The sequence below is a fragment of the Sphingomonas sp. DC4900 genome, assembly GCF_049896485.1.
In the GTDB taxonomy this organism is placed as follows: Bacteria; Pseudomonadota; Alphaproteobacteria; order Sphingomonadales; family Sphingomonadaceae; genus Sphingomonas; species Sphingomonas aquatilis.
In genome coordinates this window covers 213152-230475 of sequence record NZ_JAFCUK010000004.1, presented here as the reverse complement: position 1 = coordinate 230475, position 17324 = coordinate 213152, and the positions used below count along the sequence as shown (strand labels likewise).

The 17324-nt window shown below is 68.9% G+C and carries 15 protein-coding genes; 6 read left to right on the top strand and 9 right to left on the bottom strand.

Going from position 1 to position 17324, the window contains the following annotated elements:
- Positions 1–43 precede the first annotated feature (43 nt).
- Genes ACP690_RS07565 through ACP690_RS07555 form a run of 3 tightly spaced genes read right to left on the bottom strand, consistent with a single transcriptional unit; the run spans position 44 to position 4244 of the window.
- Positions 44–2503 (bottom strand): TonB-dependent receptor, encoded by a 2460-nt coding sequence (locus ACP690_RS07565; RefSeq protein ID WP_426260670.1) that lies wholly within the window; start codon positions 2501–2503, stop codon positions 44–46.
- A 14-nt stretch (positions 2504–2517) separates the two neighbouring features.
- Positions 2518–3462 (bottom strand): quinoprotein relay system zinc metallohydrolase 1, encoded by a 945-nt coding sequence (locus tag ACP690_RS07560; protein WP_426260669.1) that lies wholly within the window; start codon positions 3460–3462, stop codon positions 2518–2520.
- A complete protein-coding gene (locus tag ACP690_RS07555) occupies positions 3459–4244 on the bottom strand; it encodes a quinoprotein dehydrogenase-associated SoxYZ-like carrier (protein ID WP_426260668.1) in 786 nt (261 codons plus the stop codon). Before ACP690_RS07555 ends, ACP690_RS07560 begins: the two co-directional genes overlap by 4 nt.
- Positions 4245–4296: 52 nt before the next feature.
- Here ACP690_RS07555 and ACP690_RS07550 point away from each other — a divergent pair, with 52 nt between their 5' ends.
- Positions 4297–4845 carry a rhodanese-like domain-containing protein gene (locus ACP690_RS07550; protein ID WP_426260667.1) on the top strand — a complete coding sequence of 183 codons (549 nt, stop codon included), beginning with the start codon at positions 4297–4299 and terminating at the stop codon, positions 4843–4845.
- Entirely contained in the window at positions 4842–6923 is a 2082-nt protein-coding gene (locus ACP690_RS07545) for a TonB-dependent receptor (protein ID WP_426260666.1), read from the top strand. The genes ACP690_RS07550 and ACP690_RS07545 overlap by 4 nt, the downstream gene beginning before the upstream one ends.
- An 18-nt stretch (positions 6924–6941) precedes the next feature.
- On the opposite strand, the gene ACP690_RS07540 is transcribed toward ACP690_RS07545, so the two are convergent.
- Positions 6942–7265, bottom strand: coding sequence for an EthD family reductase (locus ACP690_RS07540; protein ID WP_426260665.1), 324 nt, complete (start codon positions 7263–7265; stop codon positions 6942–6944).
- Positions 7262–7702, bottom strand: a complete 441-nt coding sequence (locus ACP690_RS07535; protein WP_426260664.1) for a pseudoazurin — start codon at positions 7700–7702, stop codon at positions 7262–7264. Before ACP690_RS07535 ends, ACP690_RS07540 begins: the two co-directional genes overlap by 4 nt.
- Before the next feature lie 189 nt (positions 7703–7891).
- Between ACP690_RS07535 and adh the strand changes: the two genes are divergently transcribed.
- The 4 genes from adh (at position 7892) to ACP690_RS07515 (ending at position 13317) form a co-directional block, all read left to right on the top strand.
- The gene (gene adh / locus ACP690_RS07530) at positions 7892–9412 is read left to right on the top strand and encodes an aldehyde dehydrogenase (RefSeq protein ID WP_043059689.1); all 1521 of its coding nucleotides are present in this window, start codon (positions 7892–7894) and stop codon (positions 9410–9412) included.
- Between the two features lie 109 nt (positions 9413–9521).
- Positions 9522–9926: a DUF779 domain-containing protein gene (locus ACP690_RS07525; protein WP_426260663.1), complete on the top strand. Its 405-nt coding sequence runs from the start codon at positions 9522–9524 to the stop codon at positions 9924–9926.
- Positions 9923–11101 (top strand): FIST N-terminal domain-containing protein, encoded by a 1179-nt coding sequence (locus tag ACP690_RS07520; protein WP_426260662.1) that lies wholly within the window; start codon positions 9923–9925, stop codon positions 11099–11101. Before ACP690_RS07525 ends, ACP690_RS07520 begins: the two co-directional genes overlap by 4 nt.
- Positions 11098–13317 (top strand): NahK/ErcS family hybrid sensor histidine kinase/response regulator, encoded by a 2220-nt coding sequence (locus tag ACP690_RS07515; RefSeq protein WP_426260661.1) that lies wholly within the window; start codon positions 11098–11100, stop codon positions 13315–13317. Before ACP690_RS07520 ends, ACP690_RS07515 begins: the two co-directional genes overlap by 4 nt.
- On the opposite strand, the gene ACP690_RS07510 is transcribed toward ACP690_RS07515, so the two are convergent.
- From ACP690_RS07510 to pedF, 4 genes are all read right to left on the bottom strand, one after another.
- Positions 13314–13949, bottom strand: coding sequence for a response regulator (locus tag ACP690_RS07510; protein ID WP_426260660.1), 636 nt, complete (start codon positions 13947–13949; stop codon positions 13314–13316). The genes ACP690_RS07515 and ACP690_RS07510 overlap by 4 nt on opposite strands.
- 86 nt (positions 13950–14035) lie before the next feature.
- Positions 14036–15829, bottom strand: coding sequence for a methanol/ethanol family PQQ-dependent dehydrogenase (locus ACP690_RS07505; RefSeq protein WP_426260659.1), 1794 nt, complete (start codon positions 15827–15829; stop codon positions 14036–14038).
- Positions 15830–15924: 95 nt separating this feature from the next.
- Complete coding sequence (locus ACP690_RS07500; protein WP_426260658.1) at positions 15925–16791, bottom strand: substrate-binding periplasmic protein; 867 nt, start codon at positions 16789–16791, stop codon at positions 15925–15927.
- The gene (pedF, locus tag ACP690_RS07495; protein ID WP_017979127.1) at positions 16788–17240 is read right to left on the bottom strand and encodes a cytochrome c-550 PedF; all 453 of its coding nucleotides are present in this window, start codon (positions 17238–17240) and stop codon (positions 16788–16790) included. Before pedF ends, ACP690_RS07500 begins: the two co-directional genes overlap by 4 nt.
- Positions 17241–17324 lie beyond the last annotated feature (84 nt).

Genomic DNA, 17324 nt, shown 5'->3' with positions numbered 1-17324 from the left:
CGCGCGGGACGCGATGGGATCGCATCCGCGCGGCGTTGCCCGTTCAGAAGCCCAGCCGCATGCCGAACTGCGCCGAGCGCGGCGCGCCGGGCGCCTGAAACGACGAGTGCAGCAATGGCCGTTCGCCGTCGATCACCGGCCCGGCAAAGGGCCGCGCGACGAACCGGCCGGCCGCGTCGAAGGCGGTCGCGCCAAGCTGCGCCGCGGTCGTGTAGCGTTTGTCGAACACGTTGCTCACTTGGACGTAGAGCGTGATGCCCCTGCCCGGTCGCACCTCTGCCGCGGCATTGGCCACCGCATAGGGGCGGGTGCGCCCCTCCCCCAGATAATAGACGCCGTCGGGCCGATGCGCGCCATTCTCGTTGCCGCGCGCGATCACGCCCGCGCTGGCGACGACGTCCGCGGAGAGCGTCAGCCAGCGTGTGGCATCGACCGTCACGGCGCCTTTGAGCAGGTGACGCGGGATCAACGGAATGCGGTCGCCGCGCGCGATGGCGATCGTACCCTCGAAGCCCGGTGCGGGGCCGTCGTTGCTACTATTGCCGGCGCCGCCGACCGTTTCCGCGCTGCGATAGGTCGCGTCTAGCAACGTGTAATGCGCCGACAGCCCGATCGCACCGAGCCGTGCCGACAGATCGAGGTCCGCGCCCTGCCGCCGGGTGCGGCCGAAGTTGCGGAAATAGCCGAAGCCGGTCTGGTCGCTGGCGACGAACAGGATGTCGTCGCGGCTGACGGTGCGGAACGCGCCCGCCCTCAGCCGGACGGTGCCGTGCGTCAGCGTCACCCCGCCCTCCACCGTCTGCGCGACGACCTGCGCGAGCGGCGGGTCGCCGGCGAGCGCATTCGGCAGACGGCACGGGCTGCGCGGATCGGCGCAACCGAGTTCGATCGCGGACGGCGCGCGGCTGGTCCGGGCAACCGCCAGATCGATTGCCACCGGCGCCAGCGGAGTCCAACGCAGCGCGACTGCGGGATTGAAGCGCTGGAAGCGGTGATCGCCATCCAGCGATCCCGTGCCACCGCCCGGTGTGATCCGGTCGCGGTTGCGCACGATCGTCCGGTCGAAACGACCCGACAGATCGACATGGACCGTCGGCGTGACGTCCAGCCCGTCGAGCGCGTAGAGACTGACGACACGGGTGCCTGCGGACAGATCGACGCGCACGTCGAACGCATTTTCCGACGCCTGCGTCCCGTCGGCGAAGGCGCCCGGTCCCGTCACCGCGACCACGCCACGATCGGGGGTCAGATAGCCGAATTGCGACGACTGGGTGAAGTCGGCATGCCCATCGACATAGGCCGCTCCCAGCGTCAACCGATTGGCGCCGGCGGTCCACGTCAGCTCTGCCGTCGCGCCCCATTCGCGCTGCCGGGTCGCGGTGCGGTTGACCAAGCCGTTGCACTTCTCGTTCGGCTCGCTGTTCAGCAGCACGTTGGCAATGCAGCGCCAGCGCGGAAACGGCGTGTTCGCCTGCGTTTCGCCAGCCGTGGGGACGCCCGAATAGCCCGCCGTCGCCAGAGCGGCGCGCTCTGCGGCATTGGGTTGGTACAGGTTCTCGCCCAACGCGCCTTCGTTGACGTCGCCGTTGACCGTGCGGGTGCGGATGCCACGGTAGAAGGCGTTGGCGGACAGCGTCAGACTGTCCGACAGCTCCTGCGACAGCGTCGCATTGCCGTACCAGCCGCGGTTCCGCGTCGTGTCGGGGTGCGTGTAGACGCTCGCCGAATCCTGCGCGAGCAGCCGCATCTCCTGCAGGCCGTTGCCGTTGAGGTCGCTGTCGGCGACACTGCCCGACAGCGCGATATCGGTGCCGCCATCGGCCCAGCCGAGCTTGCCGAACAGCTGGCCAGCGCGCGAGGGCGAATAGTCACGCCAGCCCCTTTCGCGGAAATAATCGGCAGAGGCGAACCAATGCCAACGCTTGTGCGTCCCGCCAACGGTCGCGCGCGTGACCGAGCGGCCGAAACTGCCATAGCCGATGTCGGCGGTCATGCCCGGATCGGATCGGCCGTCCTTGGTGCGGATCACCAGCGCGCCGCCCAGCGAATTGCGCCCGAACAGCGGGTTCGCGCCCGGCACCAGCGTCGTCGATCGGATCGCGGAGGTGGGGATCAGATCCCAGCTGACCACGTCGCCGAACGGCTGGTTCATGCGGATCCCGTCGAGGTAGACGGACAGGCCCTGCGGCGTGCCGAGCAGCGGCGATGCGGTGAAGCCGCGATAAGTGATGTCGGGTTGCAGCGGGTTGCCCTGCACCTCGTTGACGAACACACCCCCCGCGAGCCGGCGCAGATAGTCGGACAAGTCCAGCGCATGGCTGCGCGCGATCTGTTCGTCGGACACGTGCTGCGCGGGATAGCCGACGATATCCTCGCCCGGATCGACCAGCGGCGTGCCGACGATCACCAGCGGCTCGCCCCCGTCCTGCGCTGCGGGGTCAAGCGTCTGCGCCGCGGCAGGTGTCGCGACCAGCGCGGTCGCAGCCAGTAGACCATAGCGCATCGGACGCACCCCCGTCATCGCGCATCGATCCGCGGTAGCAGCGTGCGCTCCAGCATCGGATAGAAATGCGCGACCGAGCGCTGCAATTCGTATCGCGCCGCGGCCAGCGTCGCGAACCGGGCCGGGATCGGCAGATCGCCCGCCTCCACCATGTCGAGCCCGTCTGCGACCGCCCGGCGCAGCGCGGCGTCGAGCCAGTCGATCCAGTCGCCAGTCTGGTCGATGGCGGCATTGGGCGTCGGGTCGAACGGGCCATGGCCGGGTATCAGGGTGCGATGCCCCACCCCCTTCAGCCTATCGAGCGACCGCCGCCACGTCGGCAGCTCGGCATGCGGCGTCGAGGGCGCGCGATCGTGGAAGACGAGATCGCCCGCCACCAGCGTCCCCGTCGCCTCGTCGAGGATGGCGAGATCGTCGGCGCTGTGCCCCGACAGCGGCAGCATGCGGAACGTCCGTCCCCCCACGACCTCTTGCGGGCTCGACACGACATGACCCGGGATGCGCAGCTCGGTGCCGCGCATCCAGTCGCCCAGCAGGCGGTACATGCCACCGGCAAAGCCCGGCCCGTCGCGCGTCAGCGTCGCGATCAGTCCCGGTGTCGCCGCGACGATCGCCGGCGCGAACGCCGCGTCGCCATAGCTGTGGTCGGGATGGAGATGCGTGAGGTAGACGCGCGCCACCGGCTTGCCCGTCAGCGTCTTCGCCAGCGCCTGCAACGCCTCGCCATAGCGTAGCGACGGTCCCGCATCGATCAACACCGGACCGGCATCGGTGGCGATCAGCGTGATGTTGGCGATCGCGCCGCCATTGTCGCGCGCGATCGGCGCATCGGCCCCGCGGATCAGCCAAATGCCGTCCCCGACCGTGTGCGGCGTCAGGCGATAGGCCAGCGCCTGTCCCAGCACCGGCGCGGCGAGGGCGGCGCTCGCCGCGGCGATCAGTGTCCGCCGATCGATCATGCGGCGGGACCGCCGCGATCCGCCAGCGTGCCGCGATAGTCGATGCCGTTGGTGTCGCGCGCGTGGAAGCGCACCACTTCGCCCGTTCGCGCGTGCGGCAAGAGCGTCAGCACCGGGTCCTCGGCCACCGCTGCCTGCATCGCGACCATGCCGAGCGACCGGCCATCCGCGCCGGTGAGCGCCAGCTGATCGATATAATAGCTCGCGATATTGGCGACGAAGCCGGTGTCCATCGGGTGACGGAAGGCGATCTGCGCGCGTGGGCCCGTCGCGGTCCGCCACAGGCCGCCGCGCACCTCGCCCAGATGCTGCGCCCAGTCGCCGCTGACCCGGCTGGCCGGCGGTGCCGAACAACCGCCACCCGCTGCGTCGATCCAGCCGCCCGACACCAGCCACGATCCGTCGGCGAGTTGCACCGCCCCGCGTACCGGCGTGCGTTGATCGAGCTTGATCCGCGTCGCGATGAACGGCTCGGCATCGTCCAGCCGATAGTCGATCGGCAGCTGGATCGGGTTGAGATCGACCAAAATGACGATCCGCTTGACGTCGGCGATGCCCCGCGCGTCGACCTCGACCGGGAAGACGCGCTGGTTTTCGGCGATGTCCGGGAAGCGGACCTTGACGCGCGGATCGAAGGCGACGCGTGCGCCGGCGCCAAACGCCTGATCGGCGACGAAATCCCACATCGGCGATGCCAGCGGATCGGCCGGCAGCGTGGCGGAAGCCGGGGCGGAGACGGCGGCGAGCAGCGCCGTGACGAAACAGCCTGATGCGATCCTCATCCCTAAGTCCGGTAGGCAGGTCGCCCGTCCGCGACCATGACACCTTGGTACGATGCGACGCCACCTGCCCCTCTGCCTTATCGCCCTGATCGCCCCCGCGGCGGCGACGCCCGATGCGCGCTTCGATGCGCAAAGCGGCTATCGCATCGCCGACTATCGCGGCGTCGTGCCGGCGCCGCCGCCCGGGGTCGCGCGTATCGATGCCGCCGCGGTCGCCGCGCTGGTCGATGCCGGCCGCGCGACGCTGATCGACGTCGTGCCCGCCGAGGGGGCAGTACGGACGGCCGACGGGCACTGGCGGCTCGCCCGCGACCAGCGCGGTATCGCGGGCGCCGCCTGGTTTCCCGAAGCGGGGCGCGGGGCGATCGATCCTGCCGTCGAACGCTGGTTCCTTCGCGGCGTCGCCCGTCTGCATGCCGCCGCACCGCACACCACGCTGATCGTCTTCTGTCTGGCGGATTGCTGGATGAGCTGGAATGCGGCGTGGCGTTTGCGCCGGGCGGGCTATAGGCGGGTGCGCTGGTTCGCCGAAGGCACTGATGGCTGGCGCGACCTGGGCCGCCCGCTGGTGCCGATCACCCCCTATCCGGAGCCGTTATGATCGTTCGAGCCATCGCTCTGTTGCTGTGCGGCGCCTCCGCGCTTCCCGCCGCCGCGCAGGACCGCGCCGCCGCGGACCCTTCTGCCACGCAGGACATCGTCGTGATCGGTCGCGGCCTGCCCGCCCGACCGGGTGATCGCACGGCGGATGTCGTCGCGATCGACGCGGCGCGCATCCGCGAAAGCGCCAGCGGTCGGCTGGAAACGGTGCTCGCCGATGTCGCGGGGCTGCAGCAGTTCCGCCGGAGCGATTCGCGCTCGGCCAATCCGACCAGCCAGGGGCTGTCGCTGCGCGGGATCGGCGGCAATGCGTCCAGCCGCGCGCTCCTTGTTCTGGATGGCGTGCCGCAGGCGGACCCGTTCGGCGGCTGGGTGCCCTTCCCCGCCTATGCCACCGATCGCATCGGCCTGATCCGCGTGACGCGCGGCGGCGGCAGCGGCTATTTCGGACCCGGCGCGCTCGCCGGCACGATCGAGATCGACAGCGCCGATCCCGCCGACCAACCCACGCTTGCCGCAGACCTCGCGTACGGCAGCCGCCGGTCGCTGTCCGCTGCCGCATCGGGTCTGCTGCGCCGTGACGGCGGCTTCGCCACGTTGTCGGCGGCGTACGATCGTGGTGACGGCTTTGTGCCGACCGTCGCCGAAAGCCGCGGCCCCGCCGATCGCGCAGCCCCGTTCGAGCAATTCTCCGCCGCGGCACGCAGCGTGGTCGCGCTCGGCGGACAGACCGAATTGCAGACCAACCTGTCTGGCTTCACCGACACGCGCGAACGCGGGACGGCCTTCACCCGCAACCGCAGCCAGGGCGCCGACGCCAGCATCCGCCTGATCGGGCGCGGCGACTGGGGCTGGTCCGCGCTCGCCTATCTCCAGACGCGCGCCTTCGCGTCGCAATTCGCCGGCGTCGATGCCGCCCGGACGACCGCAACGCAGACACTCGACCAATATAACACGCCCGCCACCGGCACCGGCGGCCGCATCGAAGTGAAGCCCCCGGTCGGCGAAGGCCGCGATCTGCGGCTTGGCGCCGACGTGCGACGCGTCTCCGGGCAGACGCAGGAGCTGTACACCTACGTCAACGCGCTGCCCACGCGGCGGCGCGTGGCGGGCGGCACCGCGCTGACCTATGGCCTGTTCACCGACGCGAGCCTGACCGCCGGACCCGCGACACTGACACTCGGCGGGCGGGTGGATCGCTGGCGGCTGACGGACGGCGCGCTGCGCGAGGCGGTGATTGCCACGGGCGCTCCGCTGACCAACGCCAAGTTTCCGGAGCGGCGGGGGACGGAATGGACCGGGCGGGCCGGTATTGCCGTCACGCCGGTCGCGCCGGTGACGCTGCGCGCGTCCGCCTATCGCGGCTGGCGCCTGCCGACGCTCAACGAGCTGTACCGGCCGTTCCGTGTGGGCGCCGATGCGGTCGCCGCCAATGCCGCGCTGGAGCCTGAACGGTTGAGCGGGATCGACGGCGGCGTCACGCTGGCGCCCGGTGCCGGCCTCTCATTCGCCGCCACGGTGTTCTGGAACCGGCTGGACGGCGCGATCGCCAACGTCACGGCGGGGCGCGGGCCCGGCACCTTCCCCGGCGTCGGCTTCGTCGCCGCGAACGGCATCTACCGCGTGCGCCGCAATCTGGATGCGATCCGCTCGACCGGCCTGGAGCTGGACGCCCGCTGGCAGAGCGGGCCGGCGTTCGCCCAGGCGTCCTGGTCGCATGTCGATCCCCGCGTCGTCGCCAGCGGTGCTGCGGCGGCGCTCGACGGGTTGCGGCCCGCGCAGACGCCGCGCGACCTGACGTCCGCAACGCTCGGCTGGCGCAAGGGCGGCGCGGCGATCTCGACGACGCTGCGGCACGCCGCCCGCCAGTTCGAAGACGACCAGAACAGCCGCTCGCTTGCGCCGGCGACGACGCTGGACGGCTATGCCGCCTTGCCGCTCACCCGCACGCTGGGGGTCGAGCTCCGCGCGGAAAACGTCTTCGATGCGCGGGTCGAAACGGGGATCAGCGGCAATGCGATCGTCGAGCGGGCGACGCCGCGGACCGTGTGGGTGGGGCTGACGCTGCGGACCGGGTAACCCAGGCCCGCCCCGACGTCAGGCGACCGTCATCGGCATCGGGATCGGCGTTGCGGTCGTGAAATTGGCGATGTCGGCGAACACCGGCGCCGCCTCGGGCGACGCCAGCGCCGCGTCACGCGACGCGGCATCGGTGAAGGTCAGGATGGCGACCGCGAGCATGTCGCCCACGTGATCGGGAAAATAGCCCGCAACACCGGTCAGCCCGTGCGGCGTCAGCGCGTGCCGGACGAGCGGCAGGTGCGTCGCGACATAATATTCGCGATCGAAGGCGGCACCCCCGTCCGCGGGATAGGCGACCATCAGCGCAGCAGACGTCGGCGTTTCCTCCCGCGCGCTCACTTGGCCTGGGCCAGCATCGGCGTCATCCGCTTGGCGGCGAACGGCGGCAGCTTCACGGCCCGCGCGGCGGCGAGATTGGGCGACGGGCCGTTGCCCACCTGCACCAGCGCGACCATGCCCATCGAAAAATGCGGCATGCACTTGATGCCGTACAGGCCCGGCGTGGTGACCGGCAGGACGAATTCCTTGTTCATCTGACCCTTGGACGGCGCGACACCGGCGGGCAGGATCGTCGGGATCGTCTCCGCATTGTGGCTGGGGTCGGTCGGCTTGAAGTGGATGGTGTCGCCGGGCTGCGCCTTGATGAAGGCCGGTTCGAACACCATCGATCCGCCCGTGCCGACGTTCTTCATCTGCACGACGATGTCGCGCGCGGCGGCCGGCGCGGCAGCAGCGAGGGTGGCGGCGGCGGCGCCGACGATGGCGAGCTTCAACATGGTGACATTCCTCTCCCGTACGCGCCGTCAGGGACCGACGCCGAATGTGGCCGGGGTGCCCGGATCGCGCCGCCAGCGGCAATTGCCCTTTGGTGCAATGGCGCGGGGCGCCCGGCAGGCAGACAGTGGGGCATCGCAACGAGCCCGAACCGGCAGAACCGCCGGCGCGCGACCCCTAGGAGACGACCCATGCTGCAACAGGCGCTTGACGAGCTGAAAGGGCAGATCGCGATCCGCCCGCGCTACGACAATTTCATCGGCGGCGACTGGGTGGCGCCGGTGCGGGGCCAGTATTTCGACAACCCCTCGCCCGTCACCGGCAAGACCGTCTGCTCGGTCGCGCGCGGCACCGCCGAGGACATCGAACTGGCGCTCGACGCCGCGCACAAGGCGAAGGACGCCTGGGGCCGGATGAGCGCGACCGAGCGGTCGCGCATCCTGCTGAAGATCGCCGACCGGATGGAGGAACGGCTGTCGCTGCTCGCGCTGGTCGAGACGATCGACAACGGCAAGCCGATCCGCGAAACCACCGCCGCCGACCTGCCGCTCGCGATCGATCATTTCCGCTATTTCGCCGGCTGCTTGCGCGCGCAGGAAGGATCGATCGCCGAGATCGACCACGACACCGTCGCCTATCACTTCCACGAGCCGCTGGGCGTCGTAGGCCAGATCATCCCGTGGAATTTCCCGCTGCTGATGGCGGTGTGGAAGCTTGCGCCGGCGCTCGCCGCGGGCAATTGCGTGGTGTTGAAACCCGCCGAACAGACGCCGATGTCGATCATGGTGCTGATGGACGTGATCGGCGACCTGCTGCCGCCGGGCGTGCTCAACGTCGTCAACGGCTTCGGTGTCGAGGCGGGCAAGCCGCTGGCGCAGAACAAGCGGATCGCCAAGATCGCCTTCACCGGCGAGACGACGACCGGCCGCCTGATCATGCAATATGCGACCGAAAACCTGATTCCCGTCACGCTGGAGCTGGGCGGCAAGAGCCCCAACATCTTCTTTGCCGACGTGATGGCCGCGGACGATGATTATCTGGACAAGGCGCTGGAAGGCTTCGCCTTGTTCGCGCTCAACCAGGGAGAGGTGTGTACCTGCCCCAGCCGCGCGCTGATCCACGAATCGATCTACGACCGCTTCATGGAGAAGGCGATCGCACGGGTGCAGGCGATCAAGCAGGGCAGCCCGCTGGACGCATCGACGATGATCGGCGCGCAGGCCTCGAACGACCAGCTCGAAAAGATCCTGTCGTACATCGACATCGGCAAGGCGGAGGGGGCGAAGGTGCTGACCGGCGGCACCCGCGCACAGCTCGGCGGCGAACTGGACGCAGGCTATTACGTCACGCCGACGATCCTGGAAGGGCACAACAAGATGCGCGTCTTCCAGGAAGAGATCTTCGGCCCCGTCGTCGCGGTGACCACGTTCAAGGACTTCGACGATGCGATGGCGATCGCCAACGACACGCTCTACGGCCTGGGCGCCGGGGTATGGTCGCGCGACGGGACGACCGCCTATCGTGCCGGCCGCACGATCCAGGCGGGACGCGTCTGGACCAATTGCTACCACGCCTATCCCGCCCATGCCGCGTTCGGCGGCTACAAACAGTCGGGCATCGGCCGCGAAACGCACAAGATGATGCTGGACCATTATCAGCAGACCAAGAACCTGCTGGTCAGCTACAGCCCCAAGGCGCTGGGTTTCTTCTGATCCTTGCCACCGCGGGGGACTGTCTGCCCACTCTTCCACCCACCCCCGCATCCTCCAGCGGCGGCCCTCTTCGCGAGGGTCGCCGTCCTTGTCTGCGAAGGCCCCGCCGATGACCGTTCCGCCGCGCGTCCTGTCCACCCCCGCCGCCGATGCGGTCATGGCGGATCTGACCCGCCGGCACGGGGCGCTGATGTTCCATCAGTCGGGCGGCTGCTGCGATGGCTCCGCGCCGATGTGCTATCCGGCGGGCGAATTCCGCGTCGGCGGGCAGGACATCCTGCTCGGCACCGTCGGGCCGGACGACGCCGCCATCCCCGTGTGGATCGGCGCGGCGCAGTTCGACTATTGGCGCCACACCCAGATCACGATCGACGTCGTCCCCGGTCGCGGCGCCGGCTTTTCGCTGGAAGGCCCCGACGGCCTGCGCTTCATCGTGCGCAGCCGCGTATTCACGGACGCCGAGGTCGACGCGCTCGACGCCGCCGGCCCACCGCCGCGCGGAGATGATGCGTGACGGCCGCCCGCTCCGCTGCCATCATCGCTGCCGTGCCCACCTCGCCCCTCCTTCGCGTCGCCGCGACGCGCGAACACGATCCCGAACTGGCGATCCGTGCGCTGTTCCGGCAGCTCGACGTGCCGGAACTGTCGGGCATCCTGCTATTCTGTTCGAGCCGGTATCCGCTGGACGCGCTGGCGCAGTCGATCGCCAGCCGCAGCGAGGGGCTGACGATCGTCGGCTGCACGTCGTCGGGCGAACTGACCCCCGATGGCATGGGCGAGGGCACGCTGACCGCGATCGGTTTCCCCGCCAGCGACTTTCGCCTGACCGCGACCTGCTTCACCGACCTCGACCATTTCGACGGCGGCGATGCGCAGCGGCGCGTCCGATCGATGGTGGCCCAGGCGACCGAGGAGACGCGGCATTTCGGCGGACGCGTCAACCATGCGGCGATCTTCCTGGTCGATGGCCTGTCGCACCGCGAGGAGATGCTGACGCTGACGTTGCAGGATGCGCTGGGCGACGTGCCGCTGATCGGTGGTTCGTCGGGCGACGGCTTCGATTTCCGCGAGACCTTCGTCCTGTACGACGGCGCGTTTCGCCGCGACGCCGCGGTGATCGCAATCCTGTCGACCGCGCGGCCGATGACGGTGTTCCGCGCGCAGCATTATCGGCCGGGCGAGGTGAAGATGGTGATCACCGCCGCGGACACGACACGGCGCATCGTCCATGAAATCAACGCCGAGCCAGCCGCGGAGGAATATGCCCGGCTGGTCGGAACGCAGGTCGATCAGCTTGGGCTGCCGGTATTCGCGGCGCACCCGCTGATGGTGCGGGCGGGCGGCGAATATTACGTCCGCTCGATCCAGTCCGCCAATCCGGACAGCAGCCTCACCTTCTATTGCGCGATTGACGAGGGGATCGTGCTGACGCTGGGCGAGGCCGACGATATAGTCGGCCGGCTGGAGGCGTTGTTCGACCGGCTCGACAGCGACATCGGCGGCGTCGACCGCATCCTCGGCTTCGACTGCGTGCTCAACTCGGTCGAGATCGCGCAGCGTCAGCTGCGCACGCCGGTGTCCGACCTCTACGCACGACGCGGTGTCATCGGCTTCAACACCTATGGCGAGCAATTCCGTGCGCTGCACGTCAACCAGACCTTCGCCGGTCTGGCGATCGGGCGGCCATGACCGGCGAACGAGACGACGCCGCGCACGTTGCCGCGCTGGAGGCGCGGATCGCCAAGCTGGAGCGGATCAACCGATCGCTGATGGACCGGGTCGAACGCTCGACCGACCTGCAGGGCAACGCCTTTTCGGTGTTCGAAACCGCGATCGCGCTGGAGAGCAAGGTCCGCGAACGCACCGCCGATCTCGAACGCGCGCTCGACGACCTGGCGGCGAGCAATGCCGCGCTCGCCCACGCCCGTGACGCCGCCGATGCCGCGCGGCGGCGCCTGGGCGATGCGATCGAGGCGCTGGATGAAGGCTTCGCCATCTTCGACACCGACGATCGGCTGGTGCTGTGCAACCGCACCTATCTGTCGTTATGGCCGACGATCGCCGATCGCATCCAGCCGGGCGTCGCCTTCGACGAGATCGCCGGTGCGATCTGCGAGGTGGGATCGACGCTCGGCCCCCTCGTATCGCCGGCGCGCTGGGTGTCCGAGCGCGTCGGCCGCCATCAGGTCGCCGACGGTGGGCAGGTCATCCTGCTCGCCGATGGCCGCTGGATCCAGGTCAACGAACAGCGCACCAGCGAAGGCGGGATCGTCGGCGTCTATACCGACATCACCGACATCAAGGCGGAGGATGCGCGGCAACGGGCGCGCGAGCTGGCCGAGCGCGCGGTGGTGTTGCAGGGAACGCTGGACGCCATGCCGCAGGGCGTGTGCCTGTTCGCCCCCGATCGCTCGCTGCTCGCCTGGAACGATCCGCTGCTGACCCTGCTCGATCTGGCGCCGCAGCGGATGCGGCAGCGCATTTCCGATCACGCCGCGCTCGTCAAATGGTGCAAGACGAAGCTGCCGCGCGCCGATGCTGCAGACACGTTGGGCTGGGTCGACACGCAGGGCAGCGATCCCGCCGAGGCGACGCAGGAGATCGTTGCCGTCCGGCGCCTGGCGGATGGCCGCTCGATCGAAATCCGACGCCAGCCGATGGCCGACGGCGGCATGGTGATGAGCTTCGACGACGTCACCGAACGGCTGAAAACCGCCGATGCCCTGGAACAGCGTGTCGCCGCGCGGACGCGCGAGCTGGAACAGGAGGTGCGCGAACGGCAGGCGGCCGAGCTGGCAATGCGCGCGGCCAAGATGGCGGCGGAACAGGCCAATCTGTCGAAGACGCGGTTCCTCGCCGCCGCCAGCCACGACCTGCTGCAACCGCTGAACGCCGCGCGCCTGTTCGTCTCCGCACTGGCCGGCCGCCGCCTTGCCGAGGGCAATCGCAAGATCGTCGACCAGGCGGCGTCGGCACTTGATTCGATCGAAGGCCTGCTGGAGGCGTTGCTCGAAATCTCCAAGCTCGATGCCGGCGCCATCACCCCGGACCTCGGCGATGTCCCGCTCGATGAGATGTTCACGGCGTTGCGCGCCGAATTTGCCGTCGTCGCGGCCGAGCGGGGGCTGACGCTAAACGTCGTGCCGACGCGGCTGTGGGTGCATTCCGACCGGCGGCTGCTGAGGCGCGTGTTGCAGAACTTCCTGTCCAACGCCGTGCGCTATACCGAGCGGGGCAGCATCACCATGACCGCCCGTGCCGAGGGGCGATCGGTCGCAATCACCGTCGCCGATACCGGCCCCGGCATCGATCCGTCGCATCATGCCGAGATCTTCGACGAATTCCGCCGGCTCAACACGGGTGCGTCGCAGGGCATCGGTTTGGGCCTCGCCATCGTGCAGCGCGCCAGCCGGATGCTGGGCCACCCGGTACGCGTGGATAGCGCGCTCGGCGCAGGCGCGACCTTCTCGATCGAAGCCCCCCTCGCCGCAGCGGGGGTGGCAGGCGCGACGGCGACTGCCGCACCGGCACGCGGGCTGGGCGTGTCGACCGTGCTCGTGCTCGACAATGAGGAATCGATCCTCGCCGGGATGCAAGCGATGCTGGGCGGCTGGGGCGTGCGGGTGCGGACCGCGGCGACGCTGGAGGATGCGCGCGCGATCGTCCGCCGGTCGCGGCTGCGGCCGGACGTCATCCTCGCGGACTATCATCTGGGGTCGGACACGCTGGGCGATGCCGCGGTCGCCACGCTGCGGGCGGATATCGGCGCCAAGGTGCCCGCGGCGATCATCACCGCGGACCGCATGCCCGACCTGCGCGAACAGCTGCTCGCCGCCGGGCTCCACGTGCTGCAGAAACCGGTGAAGCCCGCGCAGCTGCGGGCGCTGCTCGCCAGCGTCCGCTAACGCCCCAGCCCGACCTTGTTCGCCAGGATTACCGCCTGCGTGCGGCTGTAGACGTTCAGTTTCGACAGGATGGCGGAGACATGCGCCTTCACCGTCGTCATCGACACGTCGAGCTCATAGGCGATCTGCTTGTTCAGCTTGCCTGCGACGACCAGCCCCAGCACCACGCGCTGCTGCGGCGTCAGCGTGCCGATCCGGCGACGGATGCCCTCGATCTCCGCCTCGGCATCCGACGGGGCGGCGAAATCGTCGGGGATATAGACGTTGCCCGACAGGATCGACTGGATCGCCGCGACGATCTGGCTGCGCTTCAGCGATTTGGGGATGAACCCGGCGGCACCGTTGGCGATCGCGCCGTTGACGACCTGGTTATCCGCCGCGGCGGACACGAGCACGATGGGCAGCGACGGAAACCGGTCGCGCAACATCGTCAGCCCAGAAAAGCCGCGCGCATCGGGCATATTGAGATCAAGCAGGACGAGGTCGAAATCGCCCTCGCGATCGACGATCTCGACCGCTTCGGCGACCGACGATGCCTCGAACAGGTCGGCCTGGTCGAAGGCGACCGAAATAACGGTACGCAAGCCGTCACGCACCAGCGGATGATCGTCCGCGATCAGGACTCGTTCCACGCCCCCTCTCCCCGCAGACGATTGTAATATAAGTGCGATCGGATGCGAAGAGGGCGCCGCGACCGGCGACGCCCCCTGCGACCCGATCATGCCTTGGGCAGCTTGAAGACCCAGAGCGCGCCGCCCTGGTTGATATGCTGCACCGCCTTCGCGACCTCGCCGCCCCACAGCGGCACCGCGCCGCCCCAGCCGCTCATCACCGCGACATATTGCTCGCCGTCCTGCTCCCACGTCACCGGGCTGCCGACGACGCCGGAGCCGGTGTTGAACTTCCACAGCTCCTTGCCGGTCTTGGCATCGAACGCCTTCAGATAGCCCTCGGGCGTGCCGGTGAAGACCAGATTGCCGGCGGTGGTCAGCACGCCGCCCCACAGAGGCGCCTTGTTCTTATATTCCCACGCGATCTTGCCCGTCTTGGGGTCCATCGCGCGCAGCACGCCGATATAGTCGGGGTTCAGCGGCTTGATCGTGAAGCCGGCGCCGAGATAGGCCGCGCCCTTCTTGTAGGCGATCGGCTCGTTCCAGATGTCCATGCCCCATTCGTTGGAGGGGATGTAGAACATGCCGGTCTGCTGGCTGTACGCCATCGGCATCCAGTTCTTGCCGCCCAGGAAGCTGGGCGCGGCGAACACGCTGGCGCCCTTTTCGGCGCTGGGCGCGGGCGGGCGCTTGGCGGGATCGTAGATCGGCTTGCCGTCCTTGGTGAAGCCGGTCGCCCAGTCGGTGCGCGAGACGAAGCGATTGGCGGAGACGAACTTGCCGTTCGTCCGGTCGAGCACGAAGAAATAGCCGTTGCGATCGGCCTTCGCCCCCAGCTTCCGCCCATCCATGTCGAACGGGATGAATTCGTTGACGCCGTCGAAGTCCCAGCCGTCATGCGGGGTCGTCTGGTAATGCCATTTGATCTCGCCCGTGTCGGGATCAATCGCTAGCGTCGACGAAGTGTAGAGGTTGTTGCCGGGGCGCAGATGGCTGTTCCACGGCGCGGGATTGCCGGTGCCCATGTAAATCAGGTTGGTATCGGGATCGTAGGTGCCGCCCAGCCAAGTGGCCCCGCCGCCGTTCTTCCACTGATCGCCCTGCCAGCTCGCGTTAAGCTTGCCGGTCATGGTCGAATCCTTGCCGTTCAGCTGGCCCATATGGCCCTCGATCGTCGGGCGCGACCAGATCAGCTCGCCGGTGTTGACGTCGCGCGCCTCCACCTTGCCGACGATGCCGAATTCGCCGCCGGAATTGCCGTAGATCACCTTGCCCTTCACGATCATCGGCGCGGCGGTGAAGCTGTAGCCCGCGTCATAGGGGGCCAAAGTCTTGTTCCAGATGACCTTACCGGTTTTGCGGTTCAGCGCGACCATATGCGCATCGAGCGTGCCGAAGATGATCTTGTCGCCATAGATGGCGGCACCGCGGTTGACGACGTCGCAGCACGGCATGATCCCGTCGGGCAGGCGTGCGTCATATTGCCACAGTTCCTCGCCCGAACGCGCGTCGAAGGCGAACAGGCGGCTGTAGCTGCCGGTGACGTAGATCACGCCGTCATAGACGATCGGCTGCGCTTCCTGCCCGCGCTGCTTCTCGCCGCCCAGGCTGGCGGAAAAGGCGGGGACGAGGCGCGCGACATTGGCGGCGTTGACCTGCGTCAGCGTGCTGAAGCGCTGCGCACGCGGCCCCATGCCATAGGTCAGGACGTCGCCGGGGGTCGCCGCATCGTTCATCAGATCCGCATCGGTCGGCCCTGCACCCGCAGCCGCGGCAGCAGCGGCAGCCGGGGCAGCGGCGGGCGGGGTCGTGGCGGCCGCGCGCGGTTCGGTCGCGGTCACTGCCGTCGCCAACATCGTGCCGGCCAGCAGCATCGCGCATCGGGTCGCCATGGTCTTCATCGCTCTCGTCTCCCCTCCGTTCGGCCGTCCGTGCGACCTTGGTTGATGACGCCGAGCCTAATCCGGGATCCGCGTCGGTGGCATTGGACCTTGGATCAAGTCGCCAGCGGCGCGCGGTCGCTGACGCCGTGGCGGGCGAGGATCGCGGCGACGGTGCCGTCGGCCCGCAGGCTTGCGACGATCCGGTCGAGCCGGTCGGCGAGGTCGCGGCTGTCATCCTTCACCGCCAGACCCACGTCCCAGCCTGCGCTGGGCAGGGCCGGCAGCGGCCCCTTGCGCGTCTTCACCCGCGGCGCGCCGGCAGCGAGCGCATGCTCGATCTGCGCGCGCGTCGCGAGCACGACATCCGCGTCGCCCGTCTTGACCGCATCGACCGCCGCCGCGCCGCTCATCAGGTGGCGCGTGTCGGTGCGCAACACGCCGCCGAAGCTGCCCGAAAAGTAGAAGTCGGGCACGCTGTCCAGCTCGGCCACCAGCCGCTTGCCCTTGAAGGCGGCGGGGGCGACCTCGCAATCGGTTTCGACGCCGCAGGCCATCAGGAAGCCCTCGCGATAATAAGGTGCGCCGATCACCGCGCGGTCGTTGGCCCGGGCCAGCTGCCGGTCCACCGGCACGTGCATCATGATGTCGCACGTCTGCCCGCCGACCAAGGAGCCCCGCCACACCATGTTGCGCAGATCGTCGCCGACATCCTCGTCGGCCAGAAAGTCGACGATCTCCGCGCGCACTCCCAAAGCCTTGGCGATCGCACGGCCGAGGTCGACGTCGATGCCCATGACGGTGCCATCGGCGCCCTTCCACGACCAGGGTTCGAAATCGCGATAGACCGCGATGCGCACGACACCCGCCGCGGTGATCGTGTCGAGCCCCCGCGCCATCGCTCCGACAGGGGCAAAGGCCGCGGCGAGTGCGCCCGCGATCATCGCGCGGCGGGTGGGTGCGCGGGAGGATGCCCCGCTCATTCCTCGTGCTTCGTGTCGAGCCAGGAGCGGATCGCCCAGCCGGCCTTCTGCCCCAGCGCATCGCCCATCGGCGGCATATAGACCTTGCCGTCGCGCGACGAGCCATGCTGGAAGCGCTGGATGAACCATTCGTCGCCGGCCTCGCCCTTGTCGAGGTAGCGCAGATCGGGGGCGATGCCGCCCGAGATCGCATCGAGCCCGTGGCAGCGCGCGCAATTGCCGCCATAGGCGCTCTCGCCGATCTTCTTGGCCATCGCATAGACCTGGGGGTCGTCGCGATAGGGGTTCTTCGTCACCCATGTCGTGTTGTCGGGCTTGATGTCGGGCAGCTTGCTGGTGTCGACCGCCTGCGGCGTGACGTTGCCATGCGCGAACACGTTATAGCCGATCGACGACGCCGCGATCAGCGCCGAACAGACGAATGCGATACGCGAACCCTTCACCGGCATCATCCTCTCCCGCCGCCCTGACGGCGGCTCGGCAAAGACCCTAACCGCGGCGAAGCATCGGGACTTATTGGACTTTGGTACGAA

Excerpts from the sequence above, each read along its gene's own strand:
- ACP690_RS07565 (WP_426260670.1), bottom strand. The coding sequence starts at position 2,503 with ATGCGCTATGGTCTACTGGCTGCGACCGCGCTGGTCGCGACACCTGCC.
- ACP690_RS07560 (WP_426260669.1), bottom strand. The coding sequence starts at position 3,462 with ATGATCGATCGGCGGACACTGATCGCCGCGGCGAGCGCCGCCCTCGCC.
- ACP690_RS07555 (WP_426260668.1), bottom strand. The coding sequence starts at position 4,244 with ATGAGGATCGCATCAGGCTGTTTCGTCACGGCGCTGCTCGCCGCCGTC.
- ACP690_RS07550 (WP_426260667.1), top strand. The coding sequence starts at position 4,297 with ATGCGACGCCACCTGCCCCTCTGCCTTATCGCCCTGATCGCCCCCGCG.
- ACP690_RS07545 (WP_426260666.1), top strand. The coding sequence starts at position 4,842 with ATGATCGTTCGAGCCATCGCTCTGTTGCTGTGCGGCGCCTCCGCGCTT.
- ACP690_RS07535 (WP_426260664.1), bottom strand. The coding sequence starts at position 7,702 with ATGTTGAAGCTCGCCATCGTCGGCGCCGCCGCCGCCACCCTCGCTGCT.
- adh (WP_043059689.1), top strand. The coding sequence starts at position 7,892 with ATGCTGCAACAGGCGCTTGACGAGCTGAAAGGGCAGATCGCGATCCGC.
- ACP690_RS07525 (WP_426260663.1), top strand. The coding sequence starts at position 9,522 with ATGACCGTTCCGCCGCGCGTCCTGTCCACCCCCGCCGCCGATGCGGTC.
- ACP690_RS07515 (WP_426260661.1), top strand. The coding sequence starts at position 11,098 with ATGACCGGCGAACGAGACGACGCCGCGCACGTTGCCGCGCTGGAGGCG.
- ACP690_RS07505 (WP_426260659.1), bottom strand. The coding sequence starts at position 15,829 with ATGAAGACCATGGCGACCCGATGCGCGATGCTGCTGGCCGGCACGATG.
- ACP690_RS07500 (WP_426260658.1), bottom strand. The coding sequence starts at position 16,791 with ATGAGCGGGGCATCCTCCCGCGCACCCACCCGCCGCGCGATGATCGCG.
- pedF (WP_017979127.1), bottom strand. The coding sequence starts at position 17,240 with ATGCCGGTGAAGGGTTCGCGTATCGCATTCGTCTGTTCGGCGCTGATC.